Below are 11,478 nucleotides of genomic sequence, written 5' to 3' on the forward strand. Positions count from 1 at the left end.
TCACAGTAGATTACACTAATTCTACCGTCATGGTAGAGGGTTCATTGAGCGGTGGATACGATACCTTGGCTACGGTGATCCACAGTGGAGACAATGCATTCGTTCACGGATGGACCTGGTGCGATACCTATCAAGTTCTACCGGGTACAGATCTATCCATACAAGCTGGTCGACATGTCACTGCAGAGAACTTCGATCTGAATGGTACCGCCAGTGAGATGATCACTATATCAAGTAGCAGTCCGGGAGAAGAAGCATTCTTCTACAAGAGCAGCGGAACGGTCGAGGCCAGTTATTTGAATCTGACAGATAATCACGCAGGAGGTGGAGCGACTTTCTATGTCAGCAATGGTGTATTGAACGACAACGTAGAGGGTTGGAATGAGATCGTTAGTAGTCTGGATGAAATACAATTCGAGTCCTTGGACATCTATCCCAATCCCAGTTCAGGTCCGATCATGATCGAGGCGGACATTCAATCTACACTCCATGTTCTGGACCTTTCAGGGAGAATGGTAAGGCAATTGGTCCTGGGAAATGGAAATAGACAATTCGACCTTGGAGATCTCGATCGAGGGACTTATGTCATTGTTGGTCTATCTCCGGACGATGAACTGTATCGATCCACACTTGTTATCGAATAGCGAGTGTATCATACACTGAGAGAAGCAGCCATTAGCTGGCCTACTGTCGCTATTGGATCTGCACTTTTGAATACTGTACTGCCTGCCACCAAAACGGTAGCTCCGGCCTCTAGGAGTCTGGGAGCGTTCTCCACGGTGACTCCACCATCGATCTCTATCTCTACCTGTGCTCCTTTCATCTGACAGAGGGCCTTGAGTTCTTTGATCTTGCTGTAGGTATTCTCGATAAACTTCTGACCGCCAAAACCGGGATTGACACTCATCAGACAGACCAGGTCGATATCATTGAGCATCTCAGAGAGTACCTGTACAGGTGTATGGGGATTCAAGGCCACTCCGGCCTTCATGCCTTCTTGATGGATCGCCTGGACCGTGCGATGCAAGTGCGTGCAAGCTTCTTGGTGCACCGTGAGGATATCGGCACCACATTCCTTGAAGGTGCGGATATAGCGATCGGGATCCACGATCATCAGGTGCACATCGTTGACCTTGGTCGAGTGTTGTGTCATGGCCTTCATGACCGGCATCCCAAAGGAGATATTGGGGACGAATACTCCATCCATGATATCGATGTGCAGATACTGAGCCTCACTCCTGTTCACCAATTCCACATCGCGTTGGATATTGGCGAAATCAGCGGCTAGAATGGACGGGGCGATGATGTGGGACATGATAGGTAATTCTAGTGCAAAGATAGGAGGCTCTCGATCCCGATACCCTCTCTCTTGCTTGCAGAATTCGATCTTCACCCCACCTCTATAAGGGGAAATAAAAAAGGCACCGCGATGCAGTGCCTTTTTCCTGTTCTCTAGTGTTCAAAATAATCTCAGCCTAGATATTGCTTGAGATTCTCATTGCGTGAGGCGCTTTTCAGCTTGCGTAGGCCTTTCTCTTTGATCTGGCGTACGCGCTCACGAGTCAGATCGAATCGTTTGCCGATTTCTTCCAATGTGCAAGATTCCACTCCTCCGAGTCCGAAATAGAGGATGATCACATCCCGCTCCCTATCGGTGAGGGTATGTAGACATCGATTGATCTCGGCTTTGAGGGAGTCATCCATGACCTTCTCATCAGGATCCGGTAGGTCGTCATCCTTCATGACGGAATACATGTCCCCGCTGCTGGATTCATCATCGCTGAGGGGTGCATCCATACTCACATGGCGACCGGAATTGCGGATGGTCTGTTTCACATCATCCAAGGTCATCTCCAGCACTTCTGCTAGTTCAGAGATGGTAGGTGGTCGCTCGTATTCCTGCTCCAGTTGCGCAAAGGCCTTATTGATACGGCTGATGTTGCCGATCTTGTTCAAGGGTAGTCGCACGATGCGCGATTGCTCTGCCAATGCCTGAAGGATACTCTGCCTGATCCACCATACCGCATAGGATATGAATTTGAAGCCGCGGGTCTCATCGAAACGTTGAGCGGCCTTGATCAGTCCGAGATTGCCCTCGTTGATCAGATCAGGTAGGGTCAGTCCTTGATTCTGGTATTGTTTGGATACAGAGACCACGAAGCGAAGGTTGGCCTTGGTCAGGCGTTCCAATGCATTCTGATCGCCTTCTTTGATCCGCTTAGCGAGTTCTACCTCTTCTTCAGCGGTGATCAGATCCACACGGCCGATCTCCTGTAAATATTTTTCAAGGGACGCAGTCTCACGATTGGTGACCTGCTTAGTGATTTTCAGTTGTCTCATACTCTCTCTGCACAATAAATCGTAGTCCCTCTATTGAACGGGATACAGGCGATTTGGTTACAGAGAATGGAGAATAGAACTTCTGGATATAAAAAAAGGATCCAGCCCATTGTGGACCGGATCCTTCGAATGAATTATGATAGGTAGTCTATCAGGCCTCCTCACGTTGAGGACGCTCGATGAGCACTTTTCTGGAAAGCTTGAGCTTACCGGTCTTCGGGTCGATGTCTACCACCTTCACCTTGACCATGTCTCCTTCCTTCAGGTAGTCTTCTACCTTCTCCACGCGCTTCCAATCGATCTCAGATACGTGTAGGAGTCCATCAGTACCCGGTACTACTTCTACGAAGGCACCGTAAGGCATGATCGACTTGACCTTACCTTCATAGACCTCTCCTTTCTCAGCCTTAGGCGGGAATGCGATATCCTTAATGCGCTTCTCGGCAGCCTGGATAGATGCCTTGTCGCTGGATACGATATCCACTTTACCTTGACCATCGATCTCATCGATCACGACTGTGGTCTCTGTGATCTCCTGTATCTCCTGGATGATCTTTCCACCCGGACCGATGACCGGTCCGATCATCTCCTTAGGGATCATGAATGAGATGATACGTGGTGCATGGTCCTTGTAATCCTCACTTGGCTTGTCCATGGTCTTCTTCATCTCATTGAGAATATGCAGACGACCTTCGCGCGCTTGATACAATGCCTCCTTGAGCAGGTCGGTAGAAAGTCCATCCACTTTGATGTCCATCTGACATGCGGTGATTCCTTTCTCCGTACCGGTCACTTTGAAGTCCATATCTCCGAGGTGATCCTCATCACCTAGGATATCGGAAAGGATCATGTTCTTCTCACCATCGGTGATCAGCCCCATAGCAATTCCGGAGACCATCTCTTTGATCTGGACACCTCCATCCATCAAGGCCAGACATCCGGCACATACGGTGGCCATCGATGATGAACCATTGGATTCGAGGATATCGGAAAGCAGCCTTATCGTATAGGGATTTTCAGGAGCAGATGGAATAACGGGCTTCAAGGCTCTTAGCGCCAAGTTACCATGACCTATCTCCCTCCTACTAGCAGCTCTCAAGAATCGTGCTTCTCCCACACTGAATGGTGGGAAGTTGTAGTGAAGCATGAAAGCATCGCTGCGTTCGATGGTGGCAGAATCGATTTTCTGCTCATCCAACTTGGAGCCTAGGGTCAGAGAACAGAGGGCCTGAGTCTCACCACGTGTGAAGACAGCACTACCATGGGCACCTGGAAGATAGTCTACCTCGGTCCATATCTGTCGAATCTCATCGTTCTTACGACCATCCAAGCGGATGCTCTCATCCAACATCACTCGTCTGACTGCCTCTTTTTTGGCCTTTCCGAAATATGTTCCGATCAGTTTATCGTACTCCTCTAATTCTTCTTCCGTCAAGGTCTCTTCAAATGATTCCTTGATCGCATTGAATGCCTCTCTACGTTCATCCTTTTCAGATGCTCTGCGAGCTACTTCTTTACATTTCTCGAAAGCAAAGTCGAAGATCCTCTTCTTCAGGTCTTCATCGTGGGTCTCATGAGAGTATTCTCTCTTGACCTTGGACTTCTCTACCTCAGAGGCCAGATCCATCTGCACCTGACATTGCACTTTGATAGCAGCGTGAGCCACTTGAATGGCTTCGACCATTTCATCCTCTGTTGCCTCTTGCATCTCACCCTCTACCATGAGAATGTTATCTATCGTTCCGGCAACGATCATTTCCATGTCGGCTTTCTCTAGTTGTTCGTAGCTAGGATTGATGGAGAACTTACCATCGATACGTGCTACCCTCACCTCGGAGATGGGACCATTGAAGGGAATATCAGATACGGCCAGTGCAGCAGAAGCTGCTAGACCAGCTATGGCATCGGGCATGTTTTCCTTATCCGCTGATACAAGTTGAACTATGACTTGAGTTTCAGCGTGGTAATCATCTGGGAACATGGGCCTTAGAGCCCTGTCAATTAGTCGTGCAGTCAGAATTTCAGGTTCTCCAGGTCTTGATTCTCTTTTGAAGAATCCGCCTGGGAATTTTCCTGAAGCAGAATACTTTTCTCGATACTCGACTGTCAGTGGAAGGAAGTCCACATCGGATCCTTCTTTGTTGGATACTACGGTTGCTAGGAGCATCGTGTCTCCTTGTCGGACCACTACGGATCCATCGGCCTGCTTGGCCAGTTTACCAGTCTCGATGTGGATGGGCTCACCCGTACCGAGATTGATGGTCTTATTTACTATATGCATCGTTTATGTGTAATGTGTCACTGCCCTTTGCAATGACGATTTATATGGATTGATAAAATCTTTTGGCAAAAGAAAAGGAGGCCTTTACTCAGAAAGCCTCCCCTTCAAGTGTCATTCATACTCGTGATGCGTTGCTGCTATCACTTTCTGATTCCAAGTTCTTTGATGATCTCCCTGTATCGGGTGATATCTTTCTTGATCAGGTAATCGAGGAGTCTTCTGCGCTTACCTACCAAAAGGACCAATGAACGCTCGGTATTATAGTCCTTCTTATTCTTCTTCAGGTGTTCGGTCAAGTGGTTGATCCTGTGTGTGAACAGGGCTATCTGACCTTCAGGCGATCCGGTATCTGAACCGGACTTGCCGTATTTCTTGAATATCTCTTGTTTCTTTTCTGGTGTAAGGTACATGCCAATATTGTTTTAATGATTGTTATGCTATCCGTTACGGAGGCGCAAAGATAGGATAAGAATGTGCTCGGTCAACCGAATTTTCACTTCTCGAGCATCTCGATCAGCTGGGCGATACGCTGTCTCAATTCCTTGCGGTGGACGATGAAATCCAGGAATCCATGTTCGAGCACGAATTCGGAGCGCTGAAAGCCTTTAGGAAGGTCCCTACCGATAGTCTCTTTGACCACCCGCGGTCCGGCAAATCCGATCAATGCTCCGGGTTCTGCGAAATTGAGATCACCCAGCATGGCAAAAGAGGCTGTGACCCCTCCCGTAGTGGGATCGGTCAGAAAGGAGAAATAAGGTAGCCCAGCATCACTCAGCTGCCTGAGCTTGGCAGAGGTCTTGGCCATTTGCATAAGGGAGTATCCGGCCTCCATCATACGAGCACCTCCTGACTTGGAGATGATCATGAAGGGGCATTTACGCGTGATGGCCTCATCGATGGCCATAGCGATCTTCTCTCCTACCACCGAGCCCATGGAACCCCCGATGAATTTGAAATCCATAGCTGCCACCACGAGTGGCCATCCGTCCACTTCTCCGTATGCGGTGCGAATGGCGTCCTTGAGTCCGGTCTTCTTCTGAGTGGCCTTGACCCGTTCAGAATACTTCTTGGTATCCTCGAATTTGAGCGGATCACCGGACTCGATCTCTGTTGCGAATTCATCCACGCTTCCATCATCGAAGAGGATAGCGAAATAATCCTCGGCCGAAATACGCTCGTGATGGTCGCACTGGACACATACACTCAGGTTCTCCTTGTGTTCTTCAGAAGAGGTGACGGCCTTACACTTGGGACAGCTGTACCATAGACCTTCAGGGGTCTCTTTCTTCTCACGCGTAGACGTAGTTATCCCTTCTTTGATCCGCTTGAACCAGCCGGACATACGTCCTTCGTCTTGTTCGTTTTCTTCAGGCAAGGTCTATGCTTTTATCTAAATATACATCTTGCACTGCGTTGAGCAGCTCTACTCCTTCCTTCATCGGGCGCTGGAAGGCCTTACGTCCGAGTATCAGCCCATGTCCTCCTGCACGCTTGTTGATCACCGCAGTGGCAACCGCCTCAGACATATCGCTCTCCCCTCCAGAAGCTCCTCCTGAATTGATCAATCCGATCCTCCCCATGTAGCAATTGGCCACTTGGTAGCGGCACAGGTCGATCGGGTGACCAGAGGTGAGTTCTGAATAGACCTTATCATGGGTCTTTCCGAAATCGATGGCCGGATAACCTCCGTTGTTGGTCGGGAGTTTCTGTTTGATGACATCTGCCTGTATGGTGACACCCAGATGATTGGCCTGGCCGGTAAGATCGGCAGAGGTATGATAATCCGTACCGTCCTTCTTGAAGGCAGAATTCCGTGTATAGCACCAGAGGATGGTCGCCATACCCAACTCATGGGCGCGCTCAAAGGCCTCCGCGATCTCTATGATCTGACGATTGGACCCTTCCGATCCGAAATAGATAGTGGCCCCTACGGCCGCAGCACCTAGATTCCATGCTTCCTCGACCGATCCGAATTGAATCTGCTCATAACTGGCAGGGAGCGAAAGGAATTCATTGTGATTGATCTTCACCACGAAAGGGATCTTGTGGGCATATCTACGTGACTGAGATGCCAAAACTCCGAAGGTGGATGCTACTGCATTACAGCCGGCCTCTACCGCCAATTCGATAATGTTCTTCGGATCGAAATAGATCGGATTGGGTGCGAAGGAGGATCCAGCAGAGTGTTCGATACCTTGATCCACCGGCAGGATGCTCATATACCCACTTCCTGCGAGTCTTCCATGGCTGTATATCGCCTCTAGATTCCTTAGCACCTGCGGTGAGCGATTGCTGTGCATGAACTGTTCACTCACAAAGTCCCCACTCGGAGCTTGTAGCGAGTCTTTAGAAATGGTCTTGCTGGTGTGTTGGAGCAGGTAATCCGCCTGATCTCCCAATAGTTCGGTAATCCTTGATTCAGCCATAGTAATAGTCCGTTCGGTAGTGAATTGTTAGGTGGACAAAAGTAAACATTTATAGAGCCTCTATATCAGAAGGGATAGCCGATACCTAGGTTGAAATTCAGTTGCAGATTATAGGGACGTAGCATAGTACTTCCGGGTTCCAGACCTGCATTGTATTCCTCGATCAAGGCGTTATACTGGTCTTTATCCTGGAAGATCCATCGCTCTCCGGGGGCCAGTGAAGGATCCTTGAACTGGGCCGCCAGATCGAATCGGATCAGGAAGTAGTTGAAATCGATACGCAGCCCGGTCCCTACTCCAAATGCCATCTCACTGAGAAAGCGATCGAAGGCAAAATCCCCCTCTGGTCGCAGCTCATCGGGCTCGAGTAGCCAGATATTCCCTACATCTACAAAAAAGGCCCCATCCAAGTAATCGATGAGATTGAATCGGTATTCCACATTGGTCTCTATGATGATATCCCCGATCTTGTCATAGGTGACCACTGGCTCGAAGAATCCGCCTGGACCGATAGTACGTGCCTGCCAGGCTCTCAGTCCATTGGCGCCTCCACCGAAGAAACTCTCCGAGAAAGGCAATACATTCAAATTGGTCAGAGGTACCCCCACCCCTACCGCAAAGCGCGTGGCCACTGTGCGCTTGGAATCGAGGATGCGATAGAAGCGCACATCCGTCTGTCCCTTGACGTAGTGACTGAATCGGATGCCGAAAATGCTGTAGGCACCTGTACTGTCCTCCTCCTGGCCACTCAGACTGTAGATACTCCGCAGAATGTTCCCGCCTAACTCAGCATGTCCATTGAAGTAGAAGAGATTCTTCCCCTTGGGCTCATTCTGTTCGTTATAGGTGAAGGTGTAGGTAGAAGCCGTGATGAAATGATCCCGATAGGCATCACTGAGGAATTGATCGTTCAGTTCATCCAGGCGCGCTTGGAATTCTTCGGAATTATCGATCTGGATCACGCTGATCTCCAGGGGGTTGATCTGATGGGTCTTGGTTGCAGACTCCTTCCATTCATATCCGAATTGGGTACTCAATAGATTTCGCGTGAAATCAGGACGGTCTTGGAAATTATAACTGGCAGTGATCAAGGTGCTCGGATTGGCGCTCTTTGCAAAACTCTCCTGAGCGATGGGCAGCAAGAATTTCGGGAATCGGAAACTCAAGGAGGGTCCGAACTCCAGGGTATTGAAGCGGGTATTATCTGCATCGATATCCTCCGTAGAGGTATTGCTCTCGGTGATGAGCGCCTGCGCCTGCAGTCCTCCATTGAGTCTGATCTCCATGGTCTCTGACCCACGGAAGATGTTCCTATGCCTATAGACCAGATCCCCTTCTATCCCTAAGAATCCCCCGGTATTGGTGCCCTGTGTCTCCAGAGCCAAGCTTTGTCTTCGGGCCGGTTTGAGCGTGATGAAGACATCTAAATACTCGCCATACTCCTCGATATTGATCGAGAGGTGACTCATTGCCGAGAGTCCTGTCAAGCGCCTGTAGGTCAATTCCACATCGGATTGACTGTAATAGGTATCCGGTCTGATAAAGGTATTCTGTGTGAGCACCTTGGTCTTCAGCGGATAGTATGCGGTCCCGATGAAGTAATAGCCTCCATCGACTATGGTATCCTGCATCGTCTCCGGTGCCCCTTCGTAGCGATAGATCACGCGCCCAATCTTGAATCGCTTGTGGTGATTGAGGGTGTCGCCCTCAGTCTGAGCGAGTGGATTCTCCACCCGTAGTGTCAGATCCACCTTGCGACCTGCTTGGGTACTGTCCACCTCATAGCTGATGTATTCCTTGGAGAACAGGAAATATCCATTGTCCCGGATGATGCGATTCAAGCGATTGCGGTCTTTGGAGAGGGCGTCTACGTTGAAGCGGTGACCGGGAGAGACATGTTTGAATTTGAAAGCAGCATCGACCAAGCGTTCCAGTTTCTCATCCTCTACCACCACCTCGATGGAATCTATGCGATACGGAGGCTCCCAATCAAAGAGATAATGGACGGTGGCCATCTGTTTATTGGGCCTAAGAACGATACTATCCCGAACTGTATTGACGAAGTAGCCTTTCTTGACCAGATAGGTGGAAAGCTGGCGCGTACTGGAGCGGACCAGTGCAGTATCCAGGATCACAGGAGGTTCGCCTACCACTTCTTTGAGCCATTCCCACTTGGTCTTGCCCGGTCCTTTGGGCGGCTTGCCTTTCTCTGCCCGTTCTGCATTCTTCTTGGCCAGTCGCTCGTTCTTCCGCCTGCGGGCCTTGGCCAGTCGCTCATCAGAAGGGATATTGTACATGTGTAGATGGAAGCGTGTCCAAGGGAGGATCTTACGGTTGGGTTGCAAGCGGATGATCTCATTCAGTTCATCCTTGCTCACCTTGAGACCCTGCGCGTGGATCTCGTTCTTATCCAGCAAGTATTCTCCTTCGCTGAGCCGCTTGGTGGGGCTGCACGCGCTCGAAAAGAGGAGCAATCCAGCTGCTATGAGTATGTGATTTTTTTTGAACAATGCTGGGCAAGCCTATTTTAGCGCATATCCTCTGACGCAAATATGTTGAGTAAAAGCGAATTGAAGGAAGTCAAGTCACTTCATCAAAAAAAATACCGAGAACAAAGCGGGCTCTTTACGGTGGAAGGGGATAGATCGGTGCGAGAGGCCATCCAAGCTTCAGCCGACATCCGGTCGATCTACCATCTGGCCGACTGGGATACGCAAGACACTGATATCCAATCGATAGAAGGAGTTCAGGTGCATGTCGTCTCGGTCAAGGATCTGGAGCGTATGTCCTCTCAGCGAAGTCCCAATCAGGTGATCGCTGTCCTGAGGAGACCCGAACCTAGGGAACAGGATTTCTCACTGAAAGGGAGGTGGACCCTCTATCTGGATCGCGTCCGTGACCCGGGAAACCTAGGGACCATTCTGCGTATTGCGGATTGGTATGGCCTGGATTCCATCTGTTGCAGTCCAGATACGGTGGACGAGTACAACCAGAAAGTGATCCAAGCAAGTATGGGTGCTCTATTCCGCGTAGCTGTCATACGGATGGAAGCGGAGGACCTGATACAAGCCGCAAAGCGTGACGACATTCCCTTGGCCGTCACGCTGATGGAAGGTGAAAGCATACACAGCAGCCGGGCTGGCCGATCCGGCATACTTATAGTCGGTAACGAAGGTCAAGGCGTGCGTGAGTCCCTCATGGAGTCAGCTGATCGCCAGGTGACCATCCCTGGCTCGGGCCGGGCAGAATCCCTCAATGTGGCCATAGCAGCCGGCATCTGTATGGACTGGATCTACCGCAGTTCTGGCGAATAAAAAAAGGGACCCTGAAACAGGGCCCCTCTTTGGCTAGTATGGTCGGAATTTTTCTAGCGACCTATGATCAAGGTGCGCATTGTAGTGTTCTGTTCTGAACTGAACCTCATCAGGTACATTCCATCAGCAAGTCCATCCAAGTCCATCTGCATTTTTGCGCCTATGAGCCGTTCATTCAGAATGACACTGCCATCCAAGGCGATGATCTGAACATCCAAGGCAGTCTGGTCTGTCTGCAGATAGAGCAAGCCTTCGGTAGGGTTGGGATAGATATCTACATCCAGTGCTGTAGTCTCGAGCAATTTACCCTCGCTCTCACCCGAACTCATGCCTGCCTGCTCGGTATAGATACCCGTCACAGGATCGAAGTCCGGAGTATTGAAGATGCGCCATTCTGACCAAGGGGATTCCGGTCCCGCTCCATGCTGACATGCGCAACGCAGTTGCCATTCATAGCGCATATTGGGTTTGACACGCTTTGCATTATTGGCTCCTTCTGCTCTGAATCTCACCGGCCACTTATATATGGACCGTGGGCTTCCATCGGGATGGTATTTCTTGACATCCGTCAGAATGATGGTCTCAGGGTCAGTGATCGGTGGCCCTGTCACGTTTCCGGTCTGGGGATCCAGATATCGCTTCTCACGCACCAGGATATCACATGCCGCAGCATCGTCATCGCTATATTTTACTTGAGGCGAATACTTGTACCATTTCAACTGTACCCTATCCCTCACACCGTTTACAGGATCGAATGATTTAGTCAGGTCGACCGGGCAATGATCGAACTCAGGACAGTTCAGACAATCATCTTCGATAGTGATGGTATGAGAATGATAGCTCGTATTTCCGCAATCATCAACGGCTTTCCAGGTGCGTGTGATCACGTTATCGGATTGAGTTTCACCGAGGTATTCCACTGCTACATCATCGGTACAATTGTCTGTGGCATCAAGTTCTGATGCCTCAGGGACACTATCCGGACAAGGGACCGAAGTATCTCCAGGAGGATCCACAAATTCCGGAGAAGTATCATCTGTCAGAGTGATATATTGATTGGCCGAATCCGAGTTCCCGCAGTCATCGATCACGGTCCAGACGCGCTCCAGTACACCGC

Annotated in this window: 10 protein-coding genes; 2 read left to right on the forward strand and 8 right to left on the reverse strand. The window is 49.9% G+C overall.

The window, feature by feature from the left end; translation table 11 throughout:
- Positions 1 to 644, forward strand: a 644-nt coding sequence (locus tag HKN79_11155) for a T9SS type A sorting domain-containing protein (GenBank protein ID NNC84124.1), incomplete at its 5' end; no start/stop codon positions are given.
- 8 nt (positions 645 to 652) lie between these two features.
- Here the strand turns inward: HKN79_11155 and HKN79_11160 are convergent.
- The 7 genes from HKN79_11160 to HKN79_11190 form a co-directional block, all read right to left on the reverse strand.
- Positions 653 to 1,315, reverse strand: a complete 663-nt coding sequence (locus tag HKN79_11160; protein NNC84125.1) for a ribulose-phosphate 3-epimerase — start codon at positions 1,313 to 1,315, stop codon at positions 653 to 655.
- 155 nt (positions 1,316 to 1,470) lie between these two features.
- Positions 1,471 to 2,340, reverse strand: a complete 870-nt coding sequence (locus HKN79_11165) for an RNA polymerase sigma factor RpoD/SigA (GenBank protein NNC84126.1) — start codon at positions 2,338 to 2,340, stop codon at positions 1,471 to 1,473.
- Positions 2,341 to 2,491: 151 nt separating this feature from the next.
- Positions 2,492 to 4,621, reverse strand: a complete 2,130-nt coding sequence (locus HKN79_11170; GenBank protein NNC84127.1) for a polyribonucleotide nucleotidyltransferase — start codon at positions 4,619 to 4,621, stop codon at positions 2,492 to 2,494.
- A 140-nt stretch (positions 4,622 to 4,761) separates the two neighbouring features.
- Positions 4,762 to 5,031 carry a 30S ribosomal protein S15 gene (gene rpsO, locus HKN79_11175; GenBank protein ID NNC84128.1) on the reverse strand — a complete coding sequence of 90 codons (270 nt, stop codon included), beginning with the start codon at positions 5,029 to 5,031 and terminating at the stop codon, positions 4,762 to 4,764.
- An 83-nt stretch (positions 5,032 to 5,114) separates the two neighbouring features.
- Positions 5,115 to 5,963, reverse strand: a complete 849-nt coding sequence (locus HKN79_11180; GenBank protein NNC84129.1) for an acetyl-CoA carboxylase carboxyltransferase subunit beta — start codon at positions 5,961 to 5,963, stop codon at positions 5,115 to 5,117.
- Between the two features lie 25 nt (positions 5,964 to 5,988).
- Positions 5,989 to 7,047 (reverse strand): class I fructose-bisphosphate aldolase, encoded by a 1,059-nt coding sequence (locus HKN79_11185; protein ID NNC84130.1) that lies wholly within the window; start codon positions 7,045 to 7,047, stop codon positions 5,989 to 5,991.
- Between the two features lie 65 nt (positions 7,048 to 7,112).
- Positions 7,113 to 9,557, reverse strand: coding sequence for a BamA/TamA family outer membrane protein (locus tag HKN79_11190; protein NNC84131.1), 2,445 nt, complete (start codon positions 9,555 to 9,557; stop codon positions 7,113 to 7,115).
- Between the two features lie 120 nt (positions 9,558 to 9,677).
- Here HKN79_11190 and HKN79_11195 point away from each other — a divergent pair, with 120 nt between their 5' ends.
- Positions 9,678 to 10,361 (forward strand): RNA methyltransferase, encoded by a 684-nt coding sequence (locus HKN79_11195; protein ID NNC84132.1) that lies wholly within the window; start codon positions 9,678 to 9,680, stop codon positions 10,359 to 10,361.
- 53 nt (positions 10,362 to 10,414) lie between these two features.
- On the opposite strand, the gene HKN79_11200 is transcribed toward HKN79_11195, so the two are convergent.
- On the reverse strand, positions 10,415 to 11,478 hold a 1,064-nt coding region (locus HKN79_11200), incomplete at its 5' end, for a T9SS type A sorting domain-containing protein (protein ID NNC84133.1).

It is taken from the genome of Flavobacteriales bacterium (assembly GCA_013001705.1).
In the GTDB taxonomy this organism is placed as follows: domain Bacteria; phylum Bacteroidota; class Bacteroidia; order Flavobacteriales_D; family JABDKJ01; genus JABDLZ01.

Excerpts from the sequence above, each read along its gene's own strand:
- HKN79_11160 (NNC84125.1), bottom strand. The coding sequence starts at position 1,315 with ATGTCCCACATCATCGCCCCGTCCATTCTAGCCGCTGATTTCGCCAAT.
- HKN79_11165 (NNC84126.1), bottom strand. The coding sequence starts at position 2,340 with ATGAGACAACTGAAAATCACTAAGCAGGTCACCAATCGTGAGACTGCG.
- HKN79_11170 (NNC84127.1), bottom strand. The coding sequence starts at position 4,621 with ATGCATATAGTAAATAAGACCATCAATCTCGGTACGGGTGAGCCCATC.
- rpsO (NNC84128.1), bottom strand. The coding sequence starts at position 5,031 with ATGTACCTTACACCAGAAAAGAAACAAGAGATATTCAAGAAATACGGC.
- HKN79_11180 (NNC84129.1), bottom strand. The coding sequence starts at position 5,963 with ATGTCCGGCTGGTTCAAGCGGATCAAAGAAGGGATAACTACGTCTACG.
- HKN79_11185 (NNC84130.1), bottom strand. The coding sequence starts at position 7,047 with ATGGCTGAATCAAGGATTACCGAACTATTGGGAGATCAGGCGGATTAC.